20 protein-coding genes are annotated in these 21,132 nt (G+C 67.0%); 14 read left to right on the plus strand and 6 right to left on the minus strand.

From position 1 onward, the window contains the following. The first annotated feature begins 9 nt into the window (after positions 1 to 9). From ACAM49_RS14750 to hisG, 6 genes are all read left to right on the plus strand, one after another. Positions 10 to 903 carry an arpA protein gene (locus ACAM49_RS14750; protein ID WP_369636097.1) on the plus strand — a complete coding sequence of 298 codons (894 nt, stop codon included), beginning with the start codon at positions 10 to 12 and terminating at the stop codon, positions 901 to 903. 14 nt (positions 904 to 917) lie between these two features. Further along, complete coding sequence (locus tag ACAM49_RS14755; RefSeq protein ID WP_369636060.1) at positions 918 to 1,742, plus strand: class I SAM-dependent methyltransferase; 825 nt, start codon at positions 918 to 920, stop codon at positions 1,740 to 1,742. A 73-nt stretch (positions 1,743 to 1,815) separates the two neighbouring features. Further along, the gene (locus tag ACAM49_RS14760) at positions 1,816 to 3,198 is read left to right on the plus strand and encodes an NAD(P)/FAD-dependent oxidoreductase (protein WP_369636061.1); all 1,383 of its coding nucleotides are present in this window, start codon (positions 1,816 to 1,818) and stop codon (positions 3,196 to 3,198) included. Positions 3,199 to 3,370: 172 nt separating this feature from the next. Beyond that, positions 3,371 to 5,173, plus strand: a complete 1,803-nt coding sequence (locus ACAM49_RS14765) for a choline/carnitine O-acyltransferase (RefSeq protein ID WP_369636062.1) — start codon at positions 3,371 to 3,373, stop codon at positions 5,171 to 5,173. A gap of 43 nt (positions 5,174 to 5,216) precedes the next feature. Then, positions 5,217 to 5,480 (plus strand): phosphoribosyl-ATP diphosphatase, encoded by a 264-nt coding sequence (locus ACAM49_RS14770; protein ID WP_033085388.1) that lies wholly within the window; start codon positions 5,217 to 5,219, stop codon positions 5,478 to 5,480. A 100-nt stretch (positions 5,481 to 5,580) separates the two neighbouring features. After that, the gene (gene hisG / locus ACAM49_RS14775; RefSeq protein ID WP_369636063.1) at positions 5,581 to 6,432 is read left to right on the plus strand and encodes an ATP phosphoribosyltransferase; all 852 of its coding nucleotides are present in this window, start codon (positions 5,581 to 5,583) and stop codon (positions 6,430 to 6,432) included. Positions 6,433 to 6,443: 11 nt separating this feature from the next. Here hisG and ACAM49_RS14780 read toward each other — a convergent pair whose 3' ends face one another. Then, positions 6,444 to 7,301: a RecB family exonuclease gene (locus ACAM49_RS14780; RefSeq protein WP_369636064.1), complete on the minus strand. Its 858-nt coding sequence runs from the start codon at positions 7,299 to 7,301 to the stop codon at positions 6,444 to 6,446. Positions 7,302 to 7,404: 103 nt separating this feature from the next. Here ACAM49_RS14780 and ACAM49_RS14785 point away from each other — a divergent pair, with 103 nt between their 5' ends. Next, complete coding sequence (locus tag ACAM49_RS14785) at positions 7,405 to 8,238, plus strand: tRNA (adenine-N1)-methyltransferase (protein ID WP_040809069.1); 834 nt, start codon at positions 7,405 to 7,407, stop codon at positions 8,236 to 8,238. 126 nt (positions 8,239 to 8,364) lie between these two features. Here ACAM49_RS14785 and ACAM49_RS14790 read toward each other — a convergent pair whose 3' ends face one another. Beyond that, on the minus strand, positions 8,365 to 8,790 hold the full coding sequence (locus tag ACAM49_RS14790; RefSeq protein ID WP_369636065.1) for a hypothetical protein: 426 nt from the start codon (positions 8,788 to 8,790) through the stop codon (positions 8,365 to 8,367). A gap of 34 nt (positions 8,791 to 8,824) precedes the next feature. Further along, a complete protein-coding gene (locus ACAM49_RS14795) occupies positions 8,825 to 9,283 on the minus strand; it encodes a hypothetical protein (RefSeq protein WP_369636066.1) in 459 nt (152 codons plus the stop codon). 263 nt (positions 9,284 to 9,546) lie between these two features. Here ACAM49_RS14795 and arc point away from each other — a divergent pair, with 263 nt between their 5' ends. Next, complete coding sequence (gene arc, locus ACAM49_RS14800; RefSeq protein ID WP_369636067.1) at positions 9,547 to 11,307, plus strand: proteasome ATPase; 1,761 nt, start codon at positions 9,547 to 9,549, stop codon at positions 11,305 to 11,307. Positions 11,308 to 11,377: 70 nt separating this feature from the next. Here arc and ACAM49_RS14805 read toward each other — a convergent pair whose 3' ends face one another. After that, positions 11,378 to 11,785 carry a hypothetical protein gene (locus ACAM49_RS14805; RefSeq protein ID WP_369636068.1) on the minus strand — a complete coding sequence of 136 codons (408 nt, stop codon included), beginning with the start codon at positions 11,783 to 11,785 and terminating at the stop codon, positions 11,378 to 11,380. Positions 11,786 to 11,990: 205 nt separating this feature from the next. On the opposite strand from ACAM49_RS14805, the gene ACAM49_RS14810 reads away from it, so the two are divergent. Then, on the plus strand, positions 11,991 to 12,314 hold the full coding sequence (locus tag ACAM49_RS14810) for a hypothetical protein (RefSeq protein WP_369636069.1): 324 nt from the start codon (positions 11,991 to 11,993) through the stop codon (positions 12,312 to 12,314). On the opposite strand, the gene ACAM49_RS14815 is transcribed toward ACAM49_RS14810, so the two are convergent. Continuing rightward, positions 12,292 to 12,738 (minus strand): nuclear transport factor 2 family protein, encoded by a 447-nt coding sequence (locus tag ACAM49_RS14815; RefSeq protein ID WP_369636070.1) that lies wholly within the window; start codon positions 12,736 to 12,738, stop codon positions 12,292 to 12,294. The genes ACAM49_RS14810 and ACAM49_RS14815 overlap by 23 nt on opposite strands. A gap of 181 nt (positions 12,739 to 12,919) precedes the next feature. Here ACAM49_RS14815 and ACAM49_RS14820 point away from each other — a divergent pair, with 181 nt between their 5' ends. From ACAM49_RS14820 to ACAM49_RS14830, 3 genes are read left to right on the plus strand one after another with little or no spacing between them, the layout of a single operon-like run. Beyond that, entirely contained in the window at positions 12,920 to 14,458 is a 1,539-nt protein-coding gene (locus ACAM49_RS14820; protein ID WP_369636098.1) for a serine/threonine-protein kinase, read from the plus strand. A gap of 28 nt (positions 14,459 to 14,486) precedes the next feature. Beyond that, positions 14,487 to 15,746, plus strand: coding sequence for a hypothetical protein (locus ACAM49_RS14825; RefSeq protein ID WP_369636071.1), 1,260 nt, complete (start codon positions 14,487 to 14,489; stop codon positions 15,744 to 15,746). Between the two features lie 4 nt (positions 15,747 to 15,750). Then, complete coding sequence (locus ACAM49_RS14830) at positions 15,751 to 17,277, plus strand: serine/threonine-protein kinase (RefSeq protein ID WP_369636072.1); 1,527 nt, start codon at positions 15,751 to 15,753, stop codon at positions 17,275 to 17,277. 11 nt (positions 17,278 to 17,288) lie between these two features. Here the strand turns inward: ACAM49_RS14830 and ACAM49_RS14835 are convergent, their stop codons facing one another. Then, positions 17,289 to 18,740, minus strand: coding sequence for a PLP-dependent aminotransferase family protein (locus ACAM49_RS14835; protein ID WP_369636073.1), 1,452 nt, complete (start codon positions 18,738 to 18,740; stop codon positions 17,289 to 17,291). 123 nt (positions 18,741 to 18,863) lie between these two features. Here ACAM49_RS14835 and ACAM49_RS14840 point away from each other — a divergent pair, with 123 nt between their 5' ends. Both ACAM49_RS14840 and hydA read left to right on the plus strand, forming a co-directional pair. Next, positions 18,864 to 19,700, plus strand: a complete 837-nt coding sequence (locus ACAM49_RS14840; protein WP_369636074.1) for a nitrilase-related carbon-nitrogen hydrolase — start codon at positions 18,864 to 18,866, stop codon at positions 19,698 to 19,700. Further along, a complete protein-coding gene (hydA, locus tag ACAM49_RS14845; protein ID WP_369636075.1) occupies positions 19,697 to 21,118 on the plus strand; it encodes a dihydropyrimidinase in 1,422 nt (473 codons plus the stop codon). Before ACAM49_RS14840 ends, hydA begins: the two co-directional genes overlap by 4 nt. Positions 21,119 to 21,132: the final 14 nt, after the last annotated feature.

Here is a 21,132-nt window from a genome sequence, read left to right on the forward strand (position 1 = left end):
GCGGCAAGAATGGGCGGCATGGTTGCGGTTGGGGGTTGGGTCGACGCGCAGGACGCCGGCGGGCATGTGCCCGGGGTGGATTTCGAGAAGTATCCGCTGGATTCGCCGGGGAGCGACGGGTGGAACGCGGCCGTTCGGGCGGCTCGGGAAGAGCTCGCGGCGGATGGGTGCTGCGTATTGCCCGGGTTCATTCGGCGGGAGTTGCTGGGTACCTTGCGGAGCGAAGGTGTGCTGCTGGCTCCCCACGCGTATTACACCGTGGAGAATGTCAACGCGTACAACATTCCACTGGATGCGGACCTGTCGGAGGACCATCCCGCACGCATCGTGCTGCGGCGTGGAAATGCTTTTGTGGCAAGGGATCTCATACCCGCCGATGCGCTGATCCATCGGCTGTACATGGACGAGCGGTTCCAGCGGTTCGTGGCGGACTGCTTCGGGCTGGCGGAGTTGCACGAGTACACCGATCCCTTTGCCGGGTTGTGCCTCAATGTCGTTGCGCCGGGGATGTCGCATCCGTGGCACTTCGACACCAATGAGTTCACCGTCAGCATGCTCACCCAGGAGCCGGAATGCGGTGGGGTGTTCGAGTATTGCCCGAACATCCGGTCGCGGCAGGCCGAGAACTTCGCGGATGTGAACGCGGTGCTCACCGGGCACGGGGAGCGATTCATCAAGCGGCTGGAGCTGCGGCCGGGGGATTTGCAGCTGTTCCAGGGGAGGTTTTCGTTGCATCGGGTCGCGCCGGTAGGCGGGACGGTGCAACGGCATTCGGCGATCTTCGCCTACAGCGACACACCGGGACTGATCGGCACGGCCGAGCGGACTCGTCAGCTGTTCGGGCGGGTATCGGCGGATCATCTGGCCGTCGGCGAGGTCCGCGGCGATTCACTGCTCGACTGAGAAGGGGCCAGCGCGTGCCGGTTTCGTTGCACAGTTCCACCGGGAAAGCATCGTTCGACGACATCTACGACCGGCCCGATCCACGCGAGTATTACGCGCGGATGGCCGAATTGGATTATCAGATACCGGAATTGGCGAAACCGCACTTTCAGCGGTTGCTGGCGGAATACAAGGCCGCCACCGGGATCGCCGCACCGACGGTCCTCGATATCGGCTGCTCCTACGGCGTGAACGCGGCCCTGCTGCGCCTGGACACCGGCATGTCCGAGCTGGCCGAGCACTATCGCAGCACCGGCGACACCGAGAAACTCATCGACCGCGACCGTGAACTCCTCGAGAGTGACGACCGATTACCCGGTGTCCGATTCGTCGGAATGGATGCCTCGCGTCCCGCCCTCGACTACGCCAAGGCGGCCGGATTCCTGCAGGACATCGTGCACGCCGATCTGGAGGCGGGCGATCCCAGCGAGGCACAGCGCGCCATCCTGGCCGGCGCCGACCTGGTCATCTCCACCGGCTGCGTCGGCTACATCACCGAGAAAACCCTCTTGCGGGTCGCCCACGCACACGGCGGAAAACTGCCCTGGATGGCACATTTCGTGCTGCGCATGTTCAGTTTCGACACCATCGCCACGCGCCTCACCGCCCTGGGCTACCGCACCGAACGCGCGCCCGGCGTGTTCCGGCAGCGGCGTTTCGCCTCCGCGGACGAGCGGGTGCGGGTCCTGAACACCCTGGCGGACAAGGGAATCGATACGGCCGACTGCGAATCCGACGGTTGGCTCTATGCCCAGCTGTATATCTCCCGTCCCAATTCGGGCGGTGGCACCGGATCGTGAAAAAGGCACCGCATGAGGCAACTCGAATTCCCGGATTCACCTCAAACTCGCGCATGATTGTTACGGTGAATCGGTGGCACCAGCGAAGATCGTAATAATCGGCGGTGGTTTCGCGGGCGTGGAGTGCGCCCGATATCTGGAGCGCCGCCTGAAGCCCCACGAGGCGGACGTCCAGCTCGTCACGCCCGATGCCGGGCTGCTGTATCTGCCGCTGCTGCCGCAGGTCGCCTCCGGCACGCTCAATCCGCGCTCGGTCTCGGTGCCGCTGCGGCGGGTGCTGCGGCGCACCGAGGTGGTGCCCGGCATGGCGGTCGGGGTCGATCCGAAGACCCGGCAGGTCATCGTGCGGCGGCACTCCGGTGAGGAATGCGCCTACGAGTTCGATCAGCTGGTGCTGGCCCCGGGCAGTATCACCCGCATCCAGGACGTGCCCGGTCTGCACGAGCACGGGTTCGGGATGAAGACGCTCTCGGAGGCCATGTACCTGCGCGATCACGTGCTGCGGCAACTCGACGTGGCCGCGGTGCGCGGGGAGGAGGACATCGACCGCGAACGCCTGAACTTCGTCACGATCGGCGCGGGCTACGCCGGCACCGAGACCACCGCGGTGCTCAACAAGGTCTGCCAGGCCGCCGCCCGCCGCTACTTCCCGGAGACGGAATCGACCATGGTGCGCTGGCACCTGGTCACCCACGGCGACCGGATCATGCCGGAACTCGGCGAGCGCCTGGGCGCGAACGCGAAAAAGATTCTGGCCGAACGCGGCATCGAACTCATTTCGGGCGCGTCCGCGCAGGAGGTCACCGCGCGCGGCGTCACCCTCACCAATGGCCGGTTCATTCCCTCGCGCACGGTGCTGTGGACGGCCGGGGTCGCGCCCAGCCCGCTCGCCGGACATCTGGGCGCCGATACCGACCGCGGCCGGATCGTGGTCCATCCCGACTTCAGTGTGCCGGGCCTGCAAGGCGTCTGGGCGCTCGGCGACGCGGCCGCCGTCCCCGATCTGGCCGCGGGCCCGGACAAGCAATGCCCGCCCACCGCGCAGCACGCCATGCGCCAGGGCAAGCACATGGCCAAGAATCTGCTCGCCACCCTGCGCGGCGGGCAGGTCACCCCGTATCGGCATCCGGATCTGGGGCTGGTCGTCGACCTCGGCGGCCGGGACGCGCTGGCCCGCCCGCTGAAGATCGGATTGCGCGGAGTCCCAGCGCAATTCGTGACACGGAGCTACCATCTGGGTGCGCTGCGGACGGTGGTGGCGCGGGCCCGCGTCGCCTTCGACTGGGCGGTGCACGGGCTCAGCGGCGACGACTTCCTGCGCATCGGTTACGGCGACTACGCCACGCACACCATCGGCGGGTTCGAGCAGACCGGCTGCTACCTGACCAGTGATGAGGTGGAGCTGCGGTTGAAGCGTTTGTGCGAGCCGGGCTCGGCCGGCACCTGGCTCGCATGAAAACTGTTGCCGCGCAGTAAAACAGCTTCCATTCGCACCCATCCGGGATTCGCCGGAAATCCTGGCGCGCCGACCGGTTCGATGGCAAGAATGGGGGCAGTGACCGCACGGGGGACGGTCACGCGTGTGCAAAGCCAGGCCACCCCTGACCCATCGACACCGAGGACACCCCTTGAGCGACAGCACCTTCGCCTTCGACGAGCAGCTGCCCCGCGTCCCGCTGCCCACGTTGGAGGAGAGCTGCACCCGATTCCTGCACTGGTGCGCGCCGCTGCTGACCTCCGACCAGTACGCCGCCACCGCGGCCAGCGTCGAGGACCTGCTGCGCCCCGACAGCCCCGCCCGCACCCTGCACGCCGATCTGGAACGCTTCGACAAGACTCCGGGCGTGGGGAGCTGGCTCGACGAGTTCTGGCCGTCGCGCTATCTGGGGCGGCGCGACCGAATCGCGTTGAACGCCAACTTCTTCTTCCTGTTCCGCGATGACACCATGCTGGCCGCGTCCACCAGTGCCGACCAGAGCGAGCGGGCCGCCGCAATTGTCAGTGCGGCCGTCAATTACAAGCTGCGCCTGGACGCCGAGGAGATCCCGCCCGCCACCCAGCGCGGCACGCGACTCAATATGGCGCAGAACAAGTTCCTGTTCTCCGAGACCCGCATCCCGGGCGCGCCGCAGGACACCGTGCGGGTGCCCTACAGCGAGGAATGGCCGGGGCATTCGGAGGCCCGCCACATCGTGGTCTTCTACCGCGGCAACATGTTCCGGATGGACGTGATCGGTCCGAGCGGTGTGCCCTACACCCCGGAGGATCTGGCCTCGGGTCTGCAGGCGGTCATGAAGGCGGGCGCGCGCCGTGCCGCCACCAATGCCGCGCCCGGGCATCTCACCAGCCTGGCCCGCGCCGACTGGGCGCCGATCTACGCCAACCTGCGGCCCGCCAATACCGCCGCCTTCGACACCATCGAGACCGCGCTGTTCTGCGTCTGCCTCGAGGACTTCGCGCCCCGCGACACCCTGCACGCCTGCGACCAGCTGCTGCACGGCGACAGCGGCAACCGCTGGTTCGACAAGGCGGTGTCGTTCATCGTCTTCGCCGACGGGAGCGCGGGCATCAATGTCGAGCACTGCGGGCTCGACGGCACCACCATCCTGTCCTTCGTCGACACCCTCCTGGAAGCCCCGGTGACGGCGCACGCCGAGCAGTCCGGCGCCCAGCCGCAGGGCCTGCCCGCCACCGAGCCCATCGAATTCACCCTCGGCCCGGAGGCCAAGACCGAGATCGCCTCCGCCGCCGCCTCTTTCGCGCAGTACGCGGCCGAGAACGCCACCACCACGGTGTCCTTCGATTTCGGCACCAAGCGCGCCAAGAGCCTCGGCATCTCACCGGATGCCCTGGCCCAGTTGAGTTATCAGCTCGCCCACAAGCGCAGCAAGGGCCTCAACGGCGCGACCTACGAATCCATCGCCACCCGCCAGTTCCGCAACGGCCGCACCGAGGCCATGCGCGTGGTCACCCAGGAGATGCTGGATTTCGTTGCGGCCATGGAGAATCCGGACGTCGACCGGGACCGCAAGCTGGTGGCGCTGCGCACCGCCGCCGAGGCGCACGTGCGCCGGGCCCAGGAATGCCAGCGCGGCGAGGCCCCCGAACAGCACCTGTGGGAGCTGCAGTGGATCCAGCGCCGCCGCGGCGAGCAGCTGGGCGCGACCGCGCCGATGGCCTTCTACGACAGCCCCGGCTGGACCATCACCCGCGACGACTACCTGTCCACCAGCTCCGCGCCGTCGGTGAACATCCAGTTCTTCGGTTTCGGCTCCACCAGCCCCAAGTGCATCGGCATCGCCTACGTGCTGCTGCCCGACCGCTGGAACCTCTACCTGGCCACACCCAAGCACGTCGCACCGGCAATGCACGACTTCGCCGGGCACCTGCGCACGGCGGTCGCCGAACTCACCGAACTGCTCACCGTATAACCGATTGCGGGGAGTGTGCGCTCGTCTGAGAGAATCACTCCCCGTGAAATCTTTCGAAGCCCTGTTCGCCGAGCTGCAGGATCGTGCCGCCAACCGCCCCGAGGGGTCGGGCACCGTCGCCGCCCTGGACGCCGGCGTGCATGCGCAGGGCAAGAAGGTACTCGAGGAAGCCGGCGAGGTCTGGATCGCCGCCGAGTACCAGAGCGATGAGGAACTCTCCGAGGAGATCTCGCAGCTGCTCTACTGGGTGCAGGTGCTGATGGTGGGCCGCGGCCTGCGGCTCGAGGACGTGTACCGACATCTGTGATGTGCCGCTCACCGCGCTGTGCACCCGCACGGCGCGGTGAGTGTTTCCGCCCATCCAGCCGTCGTCCCCGCGTCTTCCCTCCGTTCCGAAAGGACCTCCCATGCTTCGCGTCGCAGTCCCCAACAAGGGCGCCCTCTCCGAATCCGCGGTCGCCATCCTGTCCGAGGCCGGCTACCGCAAGCGCACCGATTCGCGTGAGCTGAGCGTGCTCGACCCGGCCAACCAGGTCGAGTTCTACTTCCTGCGGCCCAAGGACATCGCCATCTACGTCGGCTCCGGCGAGCTCGACCTCGGCATCACCGGCCGCGACCTGGCGCTGGATTCCGGTGCGCCCGTGCAGGAACGGCTCGCGCTCGGCTTCGGCCGCTCCACCTTCCGCTACGCCGCCCCGGCCGGGCAGGACTGGAAGGTCGAGGACCTGCACGGCAAGCGCATCGCCGCCTCCTACCCGAACCTGGTGCGCGGGGATCTGAAGGCGCGCGGCATCGAGGCCGAGGTCATCCGCCTCGACGGCGCGGTCGAGATCTCCATCCAGCTCGGTGTCGCCGACGCCATCGCCGACGTGGTCGGCTCCGGCCGCACCCTGCGCCAGCACAACCTGGTCGCCTTCGGCGAGTCGCTGTGCGACTCCGAGGGCGTGCTGATCGAGGCCAAGGGCGCCGATCAGCACGACAAGGCTCGCAACCAGCTGGTCGCCCGCATCCAGGGCGTGGTCTTCGCCCAGCAGTACCTGATGCTGGACTACGACTGCCCCAAGGCGCTGCTCGACCAGGCGGTCGCCATCACCCCCGGCCTGGAGTCGCCGACCATCGCCCCGCTCACCGATCCCGACTGGGTCGCGGTGCGCGCGCTGGTGCCGCGCAAGAACGGCAACGAGTTGATGGATCAGCTCGCCGATCTGGGCGCCAAGGCCATCCTGGCCACCGACATCCGCTCCTGCCGCGCCTTCTGATCCCTGTCCGGTCAGGACGGGTCGTACTCCGGCTCGTCCTCGCCGGACGGGAAAGGCGGTGTGGTGCCACCGAATTCGGGGCATAGTCGCTTGAAATCGCAGTACTGGCACATCCAGCCCGGACTGGGCGGGAACTCACCGGTCTCGGCGGCGGTCACGATCGCCGCCCACAGCGCCGAGAGGATCCGCTCGAACCGCAGCAGCTCCTCCGGATCCGGCTTGTAGGTCAGGGTGACGCCGTCGGCCAGGTACATCAGCTTCAGTTCGGCGGGCGCCCGGCCCTGGGTGCGCAGCAGGACCAGCGCGTAGAACTTGAGCTGGAACAGCGCCTTGGTCTCGTACGCCAGGCCCGGGGCGCGACCGGTCTTGTAGTCGATCACATGCAGATCGCCCTCGGGCGAGCGGTCCAGACGGTCCACGATCCCGCGCAGGGGCGTGCCGTCGGGCAGCTCGGCCTCGATGAAGGTCTCACACGACTCCGGCTCGAAACCGGTCGGATCCTCGAGCCGGAAGTAGACGCCGACCAGCTTGCGGACCTCGGCCAGGAAATCGGCGAGTTCCGCGTCCGGGATCAGCCCCTCGACCTCGGGCCGGGACTCGCGCACCCCGGCCCAGGCCGGTTCGATGAGGGCGAGAGCGGCGTCGACATCGCGCTCGGTGGCGGGCAGGCCGAACAGGGCCTCCAGCACGGCATGCACCACGGTGCCGCGCACGGCGGCCTTCGACGGCGGCTCGGGGATCTGATCGATGACCCGCAGCCGGTACTTCAACGGGCACTGCTTGTAATCGATTGCGCGCGAAGGGGACAGCGCGGGACCACGCGGACCGAACCGCTCTGTCTCCGGGGTACTGATCGCGTCAACCGACATACCTGGCAGGCTAAACGCAGGCACCGACAAGGTGCGGGCACATTCGACGCCGCAATATCGCAGCGACGCACGTTTTCACCCACGACACGTAGGACGGAGATTCATGACGGCCAGACGGACCGGCCCTTTCCAGATCGGTGACCGGGTACAGCTGACCGACGCCAAGGGGCGCAAGTTCACGGTGATCCTGGAGGCGGGCAAGGAGTTCCACACCCACGCCGGCCACATCAACCACGACGACCTCATCGGCGCCGACGAGGGCTGCGTGGTGAACTCCGCCAAGGGCACCCCCTACCTGGCGCTTCGCCCCCTGCTCACCGACTACGTGCTGTCCATGCCGCGCGGCGCGGCGGTCATCTACCCCAAGGACTCCGCCCAGATCGTGCACGAGGGCGACATGTTCCCCGGCGCGAAGGTGCTCGAGGCCGGCGCCGGTTCCGGCGCGCTGACCTGCTCGCTGCTGCGCGCGGTCGGCCCCGAGGGCAAGGTCATCTCCTGGGAGATCCGCGAGGACCACGCCGAGCACGCGGTCAAGAATGTCGAGCGATTCTTCGGCGAACGCCCCGCCAACTGGGAACTCACCCTCGGCGATGTCGGCGAGTACTCCGGCGAGCAGGTCGACCGCGTGGTCCTGGACATGCTCAAGCCGTGGGACGCCCTCGACGCGGTCGCCAAGGCGATCATCCCCGGCGGCGTCTTCCTGGCCTACGTGGCCACCACCACCCAGCTCTCCGAGGTCGTCGAGGCGCTGCGCCGCCAGGGCTGCTGGACCGAACCGACCGCCTGGGAATCCATGGTTCGCCCTTGGCATGTCGTGGGTCTGGCCGTGCGCCCGGAGCATCGCATGCAAGGCCACACCGCGTTCCTGGTGAAGGCCCGCCGCCTCGCCGACGGCGTCACCGCGCCCAAGCCGCAGCGGCGTCCGTCCAAGGGCTGAGACACCGAAGAATATATTTCCCGGCCGAATTCGGCCCGGAACGAACGCGCCCCCGCCGGTATCCGGCGGGGGCGCGTTGTCGAATTCAGGCTCTCGCGAGCCGATCTCGCCGCTGTGGCGTCGGACTCAGCAGGGCGCCTTGCCCATGGCGAGGATGGTGCACGCGGTGCTCTCGGAGAGCTGCCAGCCCGCGTCGGTGTGCTGCCAGGTCATCGGCACGCCCGGCATGGTGCCGTGCGGGGAGGAGATGGCGACCGAGGCATCGGCGTTGTCGCCGTTGGCCTGTACGCCCGAAACCGTCCAGCCGATGGTGCCGTAGTTGGCCAGGCCCTGGTTCATCTTCTCGATATTGGCGGTGCGCGCACCGCCGTTGACCATGAGGTTCGTCTTGTCCGCGGCCGGAACCGACGGGTCGGTGAAGCGGGTCAGCGTCGACTGCAGCTCCTCGGCCGAGGGCGCGGCGGTGTCGGCGGCGGCCAGGCCCGCGCCCGAGGTGAGGGCGACCGCGGCGGCGGCGACGGACAGAGACAGACGAATGGAACGAGCGAGCATGAACGAACGGGCCTTTCGTGATATCGGATGGGTATTACTGGCAGGCGGCACGCGCCATGCCGAGGACGGTGCACGCCCCGGCGTCGGAGAGCTTCCACGTGCCGTCGCTGTACTGGAACGTCATCGGGACGTCGGGCATGGTGCCGTGCGGCGAGGTCACCGACACCTTCGCATCCGCCTTGGTCCCGTCCTGCTTGATCTCACCGACGGTGAATCCGACCTGGTAATGCGCAAGCCCCTGATTCATGGTGTCGATATTTCCGAGACGCTTGTCGCCGTCGACGACTAGTTTGGCCTTGTCGGCAGCCGGTTTTGCCGGGTCGGCGAAGGCCGTGAGAACGCTCTGCAGGGCTTCCGCGGTCGGCGCGGGCGCGGCGGCGGCGGTCGACGAGCTGGTCGCGGTGGACGAAGACGAGGACGAAGAACCCTTGTCGTCGGAGCCGCAGCCGGTCAGAGTTGCCGTAACGGCCGCGAGGGCCGCGACGGTAGCCACGGAAACACGGAGTGTGCTCGAGGAAACACGAAGCGTCCGCGTGACGTTGCGCTTACCAGGAGTACGACTGGTGGGAAGGAGCATCAACGGCACCTTTCGGCTCGGCCGGCGATTAACTCGCCGGAAACAGGTTAGGGCAGGCTAACATGCCTGCTCGGCACGTCGGCCGCAGCCTAGATGTGATCACGACGAAACCATGTCGGAAAGCGGGAACGGTTAGAGCCCGGTAGCGTTGATAGACCGGGACTGGGAGGAGCAGCATCATGAGCCCCATCGAACATTCGGACTCGGCGGCCTGGAGGGAACTCGAGGCAGTACGCGCCGAGGCCGCTGCACTCCGGAGGCAACTCGCCGACACGCCGGATCGCACACGGGAATTGGAAGCGCGCGTCGATTCGCTCACGATTCGCAATACCAAACTGATGGATACCTTGAAGGAAGCGCGCCAGCAACTGGTCGCTCTCCGCGAGGAAGTGGATCGCCTCGGCCAGCCACCTTCTGGCTACGGCATCCTCATCGGCGTGTACGACGATCAGACGGTCGATGTGTTCACTTCCGGGCGCAAGATGCGGCTGACGTGTTCGCCGAATATCGACACCACCATCCTCAAATACGGGCAGACCGTACGTCTCAACGAGGCGCTGACCGTGGTCGAGGCGGGCGGTTTCGATGCCATCGGCGAGATCGGCACGCTGCGTGAGATTCTCGACGACGGGCGTCGCGCCCTGGTCGTCGGGCATGCCGACGAGGAGCGGGTGGTCTGGTTGTCCGGGCCGCTGTCCGCGCTGGTCGACGTGGATGATCTCGAGGATCCGGATCGCCCCATTCGCAAACTGCGCCCGGGTGATTCGCTGCTGGTCGACACCAAGGCCGGATTCGCCTTCGAGCGGATTCCCAAGGCCGAGGTCGAGGATCTGGTGCTCGAAGAGGTGCCCGATGTCGACTACGAGGACATCGGTGGTCTCTCGCGCCAGATCGAGCAGATCCGCGACGCCGTCGAATTGCCGTTCCTGCACAAGGATCTGTTCCGCGAGTACGCGCTGCGCCCGCCCAAGGGCGTGCTGCTCTACGGTCCGCCCGGTTGCGGTAAGACGTTGATCGCCAAGGCCGTTGCCAACTCGCTGGCGAAGAAGATCGCCGAGGCGCGCGGTGAGGATGCCAAGGAAGCCAAGTCGTTCTTCCTGAACATCAAGGGTCCCGAGCTGCTCAACAAGTTCGTGGGTGAGACCGAGCGCCACATTCGGATCATCTTCCAGCGGGCTCGTGAGAAGGCGTCCGAGGGCACGCCGGTGATCGTGTTCTTCGACGAGATGGACTCGATCTTCCGCACCCGCGGTTCGGGTGTCTCCTCCGATGTGGAGACCACCGTTGTGCCGCAGCTGCTCTCGGAGATCGACGGTGTCGAGGGTCTCGAGAACGTGATCGTGATCGGTGCCTCCAACCGTGAGGACATGATCGACCCCGCGATCCTGCGGCCCGGCCGCCTGGACGTGAAGATCAAGATCGAGCGCCCCGATGCCGAAGCGGCGCAGGACATCTTCTCCAAGTACCTGACGGAGACGCTGCCCCTGCGCTCGGACGACCTACAGGAGTTCGACGGCGATCGCGGCAAGTGCGTGCAGGCCACCATCGAACGCGTGGTGGACCGCATGTACGCCGAGAGCGAGGACAACCGCTTCCTGGAGGTCACCTACGCCAACGGTGACAAGGAAGTCCTGTACTTCAAGGACTTCAACTCCGGCGCCATGATCCAGAACATCGTGGACCGGGCCAAGAAGTACGCCATCAAGTCGGTCCTGGAAACCGGCAACCCGGGCCTGAGCATCCAGCATCTCTACGATTCGATCGTGGACGAGTTCTCCGAGAACGAGGACCTGCCCAACACCACGAATCCCGATGACTGGGCTCGGATCTCGGGTAAGAAGGGCGAGCGCATCGTCTACATCCGCACCTTGGTGACGGGTAAGAACGCCAGCGCGAGCCGCGCCATCGACACCGAGTCGAACACCGGCCAGTACCTGTAAGCCGGAAAGCAAAGGGCCCGCTTCCTTTCGGAAGCGGGCCTTTCGCTTGCTCGAACCGCGGTGTTGCTGCTCAGCTTCCGGGAACGAAGCCGGGGTAGACCCAGTGCTTGACGCCGCCGCCGGGAGCAAGGTAGCCGGTGAAATTCGGGAAGTTCATCGGCAGCGCCTTGAGCTGATGCGGGTTGCCATCGGCATCGGCCTGGAAGCAACTGGTGGTGACACCGTGGAAGCCGGTGCACACGATCCGGGTGCTGTTTCCGTACGGCGAGGTCAACCGCGCCTTGTCCACGAAGGGGTTCCAGTAGTCGAGGTCCGACGGGGTCAGGAAGTTGTGGGCCTCGACGACGTAGATCGGGCTGTTCGGCTGCTGGACGGGCCACTCGTCGGCGCTGGCGGTGCCGGTGGTGGCGGCCAGGGCGCCGGTGGCGATGGCGGCGGCGACGGCCGCGCGGGTGACGCTTCGGGTGATGGTGCGCATGTACCCCTCCTTGGAACGTCTATCGATATCGATCATCTCTGAGGGCATCGGCGGCCGTGCGGTGGCTGTAACGGACCCTGCTATAGCAGTGATGGTCATCACATAGATGGTGGCCGTATGCCTGGCGGTCACCGGATTCGGAACCATGCGTGGGACCTGCACGGGTCGGGGCGAATACGAGCCCCACGCCCAGTGGAGGTTTGTCATGAACGCGATGAAGCGCACGATGGTCGGATTCGCCACGGCGACACTGCTCGCCTCCGGCGCCCTGATGGCCGCACCCGCCACCGAAGCCCAGCCGCCCGGATACTGCTCGGTGAATCCCCAATGGGGCACCGGCGCCTACTCCCAATGCGGCCTCGGCGTCTGGCATCAAGTCCACATCACCTGCTGGTCCTGGTGGAACTGGTGGTCCCACTACGACCGCTGGGGCAATGTCGCCTGGGGCCCAACCCATTCGCAAGCCTGGTGCGACGTCCCCTTCTCCATGCAGACCTGGACCGTGGTCACCTGGGGCTGGGACTGGTGAGAGCCCGATCCTCGGTCCAATCGACGGCTAGACGGCGCTCCCGAAACAGCCACAGCTGCCCGTCCCGCACAAAGGTGTCGACATACCGGATGTGCATGACGAACACCCGGGAGCCGCTCTCGTCGTCGTAGACATGGGAAGCGGTGCAATACGTTTCGCCGCGCACCACGTCCCCTGAGAAGTCGAGCAGCTGATTGCCGATCACGTGCTGGGTGACGCGATACCGGTCGAGGGGTTTCATGGCCGCCTCGATCTCCGTGCGGCCGCGGACGGTTGACGTCGGCTGATCCCCGCCCCACTCGATGGTCAAGCTGCCGTTCTCGGTGAAGAGTTCGGCCAGCGCGGCATCGCGTCGGCGGTCGGCGCAGGACGCGTAGCGCTCGGTCAATTCACGCAGTGCGAGACGGGTTTCGAGCTGGTTCATGCGACTCCTCGACGCGACGGGTTCGTGAATCTTTCTATCTCCCAACCACGATCGCGGCCATCGAGTGGTCACTGTGCAGGACGGCGTGTTGATCGGTCGGTATAGTTCCGCCCAGAACGCTTGCTGTGCTGTTTCGATCCGTGGGGCGAAGCGGGCATCGGGAGGGGAACCCGTGGAGTTGATGGTCGGCACCGAATTCGCGGGCTATCTGGTCGAGCGCAAGCTCGGCGCGGGCGGCATGGGTGCGGTGTACCTGGCCCGGCATCCGCGTCTGCCGCGGCGCGATGCCTTGAAAGTGTTGTCGGGACAGCACACCGACGCTGCGGGGTTCCGGGCGAGTTTTCTCCGGGAAGCGGAGGTCGCGGCGCGACTGCGGCATCCGAATCTGGTGGCGGTGCGCGACCGCGGAGAATCCGAGGGGCGGCTGTGGATCGCGATGCAGTACGTCGAGGGTGGCGATCTGGCCGAGGTGATCCGGCTCGGAAGGCTCCGCGGGAATGTCGAACGGGCCGTACACATTCTCGGTGAGGCGGCGCAGGGGCTCGATGAGCTGCATCGGGCAGGTCTGTTGCACCGGGATGTGAAGCCCGCCAACATATTGATCGCCGAGGAGGACGGCCGGGCCGATCAGGTCCTGGTCACCGACTTCGGAATCGCCCGGCGCGTGGAGGATTGGACGACCCTCAACGCCGGCGGATTCACCGGAACGCTCGCCTACGCCGCGCCCGAGCAACTCGAGACCAGCCGTATCGACCATCGCGCAGACGTCTATGCCCTGGGCTGCACGCTGTTTCAGATGCTCACGGGCTCGGTGCCGTTCCCGCGAGATTCGGTAGGCGCGCTCATGTACGCCCATCTGCATGAGCCGCCGCCGTCCCCGTCCAGCGTGAATGCCGCGGTGCCGACCAGTTTCGACGCGGTCGTGGCCAAGGCGATGGCCAAGAGTCCGGAGGATCGTTACGACAGTTGTGGCGACCTGGCGACGGCGGCCCGGGCGGCGCTGGCCGGGGTCGCTCCGACGGTTCCGGCCCGGGCGGCAGGTCTTCCACGGGTATCCCGGTTCGGGAAGCGGCGGCGGATCGGATTTCTCGCGGCGCTCGCGGTCGTGGCCATCGCCGCGGGGACGGCGGTCGGCGTCGTGACCAACGGCCACGACCAGCGAGCAGACGGTCCGACCGCCGGGACGAAGGTTCCGACTCCGCCGGTGACCGGGACCATCGAACCAGCCGAGTGGGGCAAGTTCGCCTACATCGCGGAGGCATTCCCGGATCTTCTGCCGGCCACTCCGAACGGGGCCGGCTATCAGGCCTTGACCGGGTGTATGCCGATGAGCGAGGAATCGCACTACGACGTGCTGTCCTTCGATGCCGAGGTTCCGGTAGCCACCCTGTACTGCGTCGGCGACAACGATCCGGTCTACGGGATGTTCGTGGTGTGCAATGCCGATCGGTCGCCCATCTCCCCGGACTTCTCGGCCGTACGCAGCGAGGGCAGTGAACGATGGTCGCGCAAATCGGGTTCGGGAACGGTGCATTGGGGCTTCGGTACCCCCACGGCAGGAGCCCCCTCGGGGGATTCGGTGATCTCCGATCGCCCGCTCGGCACGCTCGACCTGTACTTCGACGATGCCGCGCGCAACTTCTGTCGAATTCAGCTGTACGGCAACACTTCCAGCGGTGCGGAACTCCGGGCGCGGTGGTGGCCGGACGCACCGCTCTGAATCATCCACGGCTGAAAGGAAATCGGGTTTGAAGCGAATCGGTCTCGTTGCCGCGGTGCGCTCGGTGACCGCACTGGTGACAGCGGCGGTGGTCATGCTGACCGGAGGCTGTGTCGTGGAGGGGAACCCAGTTGCCGACTACCCGGACCCCGCGCCGCTGAATGTCGGCAAGTACAGCATCGATCCGCTGGATCAGCCGAGCGGAAGCGAGAAATACGGCCGGGTGGTCGAAGCGGCGCGCCTGGCCGAAACGCTCATCGATCCGATCCAGGTAGACGCGACCCTGACCCATGCCGCCAGCCCGCAGGGTGTGCTGCTCCTGCCCACTCCGGCCAAGGCGACCCTGCTGCTGGCGGAGCCGGTGCGAGCCGTGCTCGAACAGAACGGCATGCTGACCGGTTGTGCGGCCAGTGGAACCGACTCCGAGCCCGCGGTGGACGGTCCACAGATCGGTGCCGCCAAGGTGCTGTCGGTGATTGTGCTGCGGTTCCCGGACGAGAGCGCCGCCCAGCGCGCGGCCGCCGACATCGATGTCGTCGATGCGGCCGTGAGTCCCGGCAATGTATCGGTGCTGATTCCGGGATACGCTGCTGCGCACGCTCATTGGCGTCCGGACGTGCCGACGATGGCGACGACGATCGCGGACGGCGCCAATGTGGTGAGCCTTCTCATCGGAGACCTCGTCGCCGATCAGGACACGCTGACGGGGATGGCCCGCAAGACATTCGACGCACAGCTGCCCAGGATTCGCGAATTCGTGCCCACCGCGCGTGACCGGCTGTCCACCATGCCGCTGGACCGGGACGGAATGCTGTCGCGGATGGTGCCGGAAGCACCCGGTCGCTGGCCGTACCCGGTAGTCACCGTGGGCAACCCCGGACGGGTCGCGCAGTGGAGTCCACTGGTATTCAGCGCGGGCGTCGTCTTCGGTCCGCGTGCGGCGCAGCTGGTGAACGGGCGCAGGCTGGTCGATTCGGGGATCGAGCTGCGGGCGGTCAACGGATGGACCGAACTGGGCCGCTTCGCCACCGTGGCGGCGGCCCGCCGCTTCTTCGACGGGTACCTGCGGTCGCATACGCCCGAGAAAGGTTATCGCTATGTCGACGGGCCCGCGGGCGTCCCGGATGTCTCCTGTGACGAGGATGTGAGTCCGGAAGCGATGGAGGAAACGCGGTACAGCTGCCGGGTACTCCACGGGCGCTATGTGGGTGCGACGGTCAGCCGCGATCTGAACACATTGCGGCAGCGGATCGCCGCCCAGTACGGCCTCCTGGCCACCAGCGGATAGGGCGATGACCGACCACCTGGCACCCGGCGCGGTGTTCGCCGGATACCGGATCGAGCGGGTGCTCGGCCGTGGCGGCATGGGCGCGGTCTACCTGGCGGCCCATCCGCGGCTGCCGCGATACGACGCGCTCAAGGTGATGGCGTCGGCAAACCCGGCCGGATCGGGGCGCACCGCCGCAGAGGCCGAATCGACCGCCCGGTTCGTCCGCGAGGCGGAGCTGGTCGCGCGGCTCGAGCATCCGAATATCGTCCCGGTACACGACAGGGGGACCGAGAACGGGCGTCCCTGGATCGCCATGGGATTCATCGACGGTATCGACGCCTCCGAACTGATCCGCCGGCATCCGGGTGGGGTGCCGGTGGAGGTCGCGGCGCATATCGCGGTCGGTGCGGCGCGGGGTTTGGACGAGGCACACCGAATCGGGGTGCTGCACCGGGATGTGAAACCGGCGAATATTCTGCTGGAATCCCGAGCCGGTCAACCGGACCGCGTATATGTGACCGACTTCGGGATAGCCCGGCCTCTGGTCGAGGCGGATAAGTTGACCGAATCGGGCACGGTTGTGGCTACGCTGTCCTACGCAGCCCCGGAGATGCTCGCAGGCCAGACCGTCGACCAACGCGCCGACGTCTATGCGCTCGGCTGTACGTTGCACGAACTGCTCACCGGCGCACCGCCTTTCGTGAGGTCGAGTCATGCCGAGCTGATCCGTGCCCATCTTTCGGAGCGGCCGCCGCTGGTCAGCCAGTGCAATCCCGCGTTGCCGGACGCTATCGGCGACGTGATTCAGCGGGCTCTGGCCAAGGAGCCGTCCGAACGATTCGACTCGTGCGGTGCGCTGGCGCAGGCGGCGGTGGATGCGCTGACCGGTGCGAATGCTCCGGAGCACGGGAGGCCTCGCCCTCGACGATGGAGGGTGGTGATCTCAGCGACGGCGTTGTCCGCGGCGGTAGTGGTGGCCGCCGGTATTGTCGCGCTGAGGGCGCATCAGTTGTCGGGCGCGCAGGACCCGGCCCCGGTGACACCCTCGACGTTGCCCGCCGCCGCGACCACAACGGCCAGCGGCGGCAGAATCGCCTGGGGCGCCTACGATTTCATGATCCAGGCACTACCCGCCCTGCTACCGCCCACACCGACTTCCGGGGGCTACCGCGGACTCCACTGCCAGGCCGTCGACCGGGAGAGCGAGCGGATCGCCATCACGGCGCCGCTCGGTGAATCAGCCCGGCTGCGATGCAACGGCAATGGCGCACCCCTGGATTGGATGTTCGTCTCCTGCAACGTCCATCGGAATCCCATGAATATCGAAATGCCCAACGACAGTACAACTCTCGGCTCGAAAACCTGGGAGCGCCGATCCGGTACCGGGCGAATGATATGGGGAATCGGCACCGGTCAATACCAGCAGCCGACGGGGACCTTGGTGATCGGGTTCGACGACGAGGCGCGCAACTTCTGCGAGCTGACCGTGATCGGCGGAACCACCGCCGAGGAACTGATCGAACAATGGTGGAACGCCGCACCGTTGTGAGCGGATGCGATCTACCCGCGCCGGATGCGGCGGTAGGTGGGGGCAGCTTCGGCCGCGGTGGCGAGATGGCGTGCCACGTCGGGGATTTCTGATTCGGCCAGGGCGGCGACGGTGAGGCGGAGGTGGTCGGTGTGCGGGTGGTCGGTCACCTCGAAGGGGCCGCCGGGGGCCGCTTTGATGCCGGCGGCGGCGAGGGAGATCATGGCGGCGTTCTCGTCGGCTACGGGGAACCAGAGGTTGATGCCGTCACCCCGGGGGAGGTGGATGCCGTGGCGGGAGAGGGATTTTCGGAGGGTGTCAGAGCGGGTGCGGTAGTGGGTGCGGGCTTGGGTGACGGTGGTGCGGGCGGTGTCGTCGGTGAGCATGTGGAGCAGGACGCGCTGGAGGAGGCGGGAGGACCAGCCGGGGCCGAGCATGCGGCGTTCGAGGACGGGGTCGAGGTAGTGGGCGGGGCCGCCTACGGCTGCGAGGCGGAGGTCGGCGCCGTGGGATTTGGAGTACGAGCGGATGTGGACGGTGCGGGCGGGCAGGCGGGTGGCCAGCGAGCGCAGGGGAGCGTGGGTGATGCCGGCGCTGTGGTCGTCCTCGATGAGCAGCGGGGCGGTGCCCGCGGTGACGGCCGCGTCGGCCAGGACGTCGGCCAGTTGACGGACGCGCTGTGCGGAAAAGGATGCGCCCGTGGGGTTTTGCGCGCGGGGCTGGAGAAGGAGCGCCACCGGCGCGTGGGTCGCCAGCGCCGCGGCGAGCCGGTCCGGCAGCAATCCCTGCTCGTCCAGGTCGATCGGGACGGGGCGCGCGCCGAGTCTGGACAGCATGTCGAGAAACGGTGGGAAACAAGGATTCTCGACCGCCACCGGATCGCCGAGCCGCACATGGGCGGCCAGCAGCCGGTCCACGGCGTCGAGTGCGCCGTCGAGGATGGTGAGGCGTTCGGCGCGCGCGGGCCAATCGGAGCGGACGGCGGCCTCCAGCTCCGGCAGGACGGCCTCGCCGAGATAGGTGGCCGACAGGCCGTCGAGGGCGGCGGCTCCCAGGTCACGCAGGGCCGCGGTCAGATCGGGCAGCAACTCCGGATCCGGGGTGCCGCGCGAGAGGTCAACGCGGAAGGTGTTGTCGGACTGGGGATGTAGGCGCTGATAGCGGCCGACAGGGGGATGGGGTGGGTGCGGGCTGTCGCCGACGAAGGTGCCCGCGCGGCCCCGCGCGACGATGGCCCCGGCCGCCGCCAGCGCACGCCAGGCCTGATTGACGGTGACCGGTGAGACCTTCAGCTCCCGCGCCACATCGCGCACCGTCGGCAGGCGGGTGCCGGGTGGCAGCGCGCCCGAGCGGATGCGATGGCTGATTCCCGCGGCGATCCCGGCCGCGGTGCGGTCGTGGGCGGCGGCCGCGAGGTCGGCGGCCGTTTCGGCGGGGGTGTCGTCGTTCCCGGCCGCGTGTGGGGGTCCGAGTTCGGTTGTCACAGTGCGATTCTGCGTGCCGGGCCCGGCGGCTCCGAGAGCCCGGGCGGAGGATTTACGGTCACGAAACTGTTTCCATCAACTTGTAACACAAGCGGATTCGTTTCAGGTGCAGTATCACAAGGCATGGGAATCGTTCGAGCGGCGCTGGTGCAGACGAACTGGACCGGCGATAAAGAGTCCATGATCAAGGCGCATGAGGACTATGCGCGGCAGGCGGCTGCGGCCGGGGCCAAGGTGATCTGCTTTCAGGAGCTGTTTTACGGGCCGTATTTCTGCCAGGTGCAGGACACCAAGTTCTATGAGTACGCGGAGTCGGTGCCGGGGCCCACGACCGAGCGGTTCGCGGCGTTGGCGCGGGAGCTGGGCATGGTGATGGTGTTGCCGGTGTATGAGCAGGAGCAGCCGGGGCATCTGTACAACACCGCGGCGGTGATCGACGCCGACGGGACGTATCTCGGCAAGTACCGCAAGCATCACATTCCGCAGGTGACCGGGTTCTGGGAGAAGTTCTATTTCCGGCCCGGAAATCTCGGGTGGCCGGTTTTCGATACCGCTGTCGGCAAGGTCGGGGTTTACATCTGTTACGACCGGCATTTCCCGGAAGGCTGGCGCGCGCTGGGCCTGGCGGGCGCGGAGATCGTTTTCAATCCCTCCGCCACGTCACGCGGTTTGTCGAGTTATCTGTGGAAGCTCGAGCAGCCCGCGTCGGCGGTGGCCAACGAGTACTACATCGGGGCCATCAACCGGGTCGGCATCGAGGAGTACGGGGACGACGACTTCTACGGGACCAGCTACTTCGTCGATCCCGAAGGGAAGTTCGTGGGGGAGGTGGCCTCCGATACCGCGCCCGAGCTCGTCGTGCGGGATCTGGATATGGATCTGATCAAGGTGGTTCGGGACCGGTGGGCCTTCTATAGGGACCGGCGGCCGGACGCCTACGGGAAGCTGGTGGAGCCGTGAGCACGACGTTCATCAAGGGCGGAATCGTGGTGTCCGCCACCGGATCTCAGGCCCTGGACGTCCTGATCGACGGTGAGACCATCGCCGCGGTGGTGCAACCGGGATCGACCGCGCTGGGCAGCGACCTGGCCGCCACCGCGGACACCGTCATCGACGCCACCGGGAAGTATGTGATCCCGGGCGGCGTCGACGGGCACACCCATATGCAGCTGCCGTTCGGCGGCACCGAGGCCTCGGACACCTTCGAGACCGGGACCCGGGCAGCCGCGTGGGGCGGTACGACCACCATCATCGACTTCGCAGTGCAAAAGCCGGGGGAGCGGGTGCAGGACACCCTCGCGTCGTGGCACGAGAAGGCCGCGGGGAAGTGCGCGGTCGACTACGGGTTCCATCAGATCATCGGGTCGGTGGACGCCGAATCCCTCAAGGGCATGAGCGAATTGGTGTCCGAGGGCGTCACCAGCTTCAAACTGTTCATGGCCTATCCGGGCGTGTTCTACTCCGATGACGGGCAGATCCTGCGTGCCATGCAAACCGCGGGCGATCTCGGCGCACTGCTGATGATGCACGCCGAGAACGGGATTGCCATCGATGTGCTCGTCGAGCAAGCGCTCTCACGCGGCGAGACCTCGCCCTACTACCACGGCGTGAGCCGCCCGTGGCAGATGGAAGAAGAGGCGACCCACCGCGCGATCATGCTGGCGCAGTACACCGGTGCGCCGCTGTACGTCGTGCACGTCTCGGCCAAACAAGCTCTCGAACAGATCGCGGAGGCACGGGGCAAGGGGCAGAACGTCTTCGGCGAGACCTGCCCGCAATACCTGTACCTCTCGCTCGAGGAGAACCTGGGCGCACCGGGTTTCGAGGGCGCGAAATGGGTGTGCTCGACACCGCTGCGATCCCGCGCCGAAGGGCACCAGGACGAGCTGTGGCGCTACATCCGCACCGGCGACGTCACCACGGTGGCCACCGACCACTGCCCGTTCTGCATGAAGGACCAGAAGGAACTCGGCCTCGGCGATTTCTCCAAGATCCCCAACGGGATCGGCGGCGTCGAACACCGCATGGACCTGATGTTCCAGGGCGTCAAGGACGGCCGGATCTCCCTCGAGAAATGGGTGGAGGTGTGCTGCACGGCCCCGGCCCGCATGTTCGGGCTGTACCCGCGCAAGGGCATCATCAGCCCTGGCGCCGACGCGGACGTGGTGATCTACGACCCGAACGGGCACACCAGCATCGGCCTGGGCAAGACCCACCACATGAACATGGATCACTCGGCCTACGAGGGCTTCGAGATCGACGGCCACGTGGACACCGTCATCTCGCGCGGCCGGGTCCTCGTCGACGCCGGGCAGTACCTGGGCAGCGCCGGCCACGGCCGGTTCGTCAAACGCGGACTGTCCCAGAACCTCATCTGATCACCCGAGCTACG

Origin of the sequence: Nocardia sp. JMUB6875 (assembly GCF_041154655.1) — a bacterium.
Taxonomy (GTDB): domain Bacteria; phylum Actinomycetota; class Actinomycetes; order Mycobacteriales; family Mycobacteriaceae; genus Nocardia.

Coding starts and splice junctions, on each gene's coding strand:
- ACAM49_RS14805 (WP_369636068.1), bottom strand. CDS start 11,785: ATGCGCACCATCACCCGAAGCGTCACCCGCGCGGCCGTCGCCGCCGCC.
- arc (WP_369636067.1), top strand. CDS start 9,547: ATGAGCCCCATCGAACATTCGGACTCGGCGGCCTGGAGGGAACTCGAG.
- ACAM49_RS14750 (WP_369636097.1), top strand. CDS start 10: ATGGGCGGCATGGTTGCGGTTGGGGGTTGGGTCGACGCGCAGGACGCC.
- ACAM49_RS14780 (WP_369636064.1), bottom strand. CDS start 7,301: ATGTCGGTTGACGCGATCAGTACCCCGGAGACAGAGCGGTTCGGTCCG.
- ACAM49_RS14840 (WP_369636074.1), top strand. CDS start 18,864: ATGGGAATCGTTCGAGCGGCGCTGGTGCAGACGAACTGGACCGGCGAT.
- ACAM49_RS14830 (WP_369636072.1), top strand. CDS start 15,751: ATGACCGACCACCTGGCACCCGGCGCGGTGTTCGCCGGATACCGGATC.
- ACAM49_RS14810 (WP_369636069.1), top strand. CDS start 11,991: ATGAACGCGATGAAGCGCACGATGGTCGGATTCGCCACGGCGACACTG.
- hisG (WP_369636063.1), top strand. CDS start 5,581: ATGCTTCGCGTCGCAGTCCCCAACAAGGGCGCCCTCTCCGAATCCGCG.
- ACAM49_RS14815 (WP_369636070.1), bottom strand. CDS start 12,738: ATGAACCAGCTCGAAACCCGTCTCGCACTGCGTGAATTGACCGAGCGC.
- ACAM49_RS14820 (WP_369636098.1), top strand. CDS start 12,920: ATGGTCGGCACCGAATTCGCGGGCTATCTGGTCGAGCGCAAGCTCGGC.
- ACAM49_RS14790 (WP_369636065.1), bottom strand. CDS start 8,790: ATGCTCGCTCGTTCCATTCGTCTGTCTCTGTCCGTCGCCGCCGCCGCG.
- ACAM49_RS14785 (WP_040809069.1), top strand. CDS start 7,405: ATGACGGCCAGACGGACCGGCCCTTTCCAGATCGGTGACCGGGTACAG.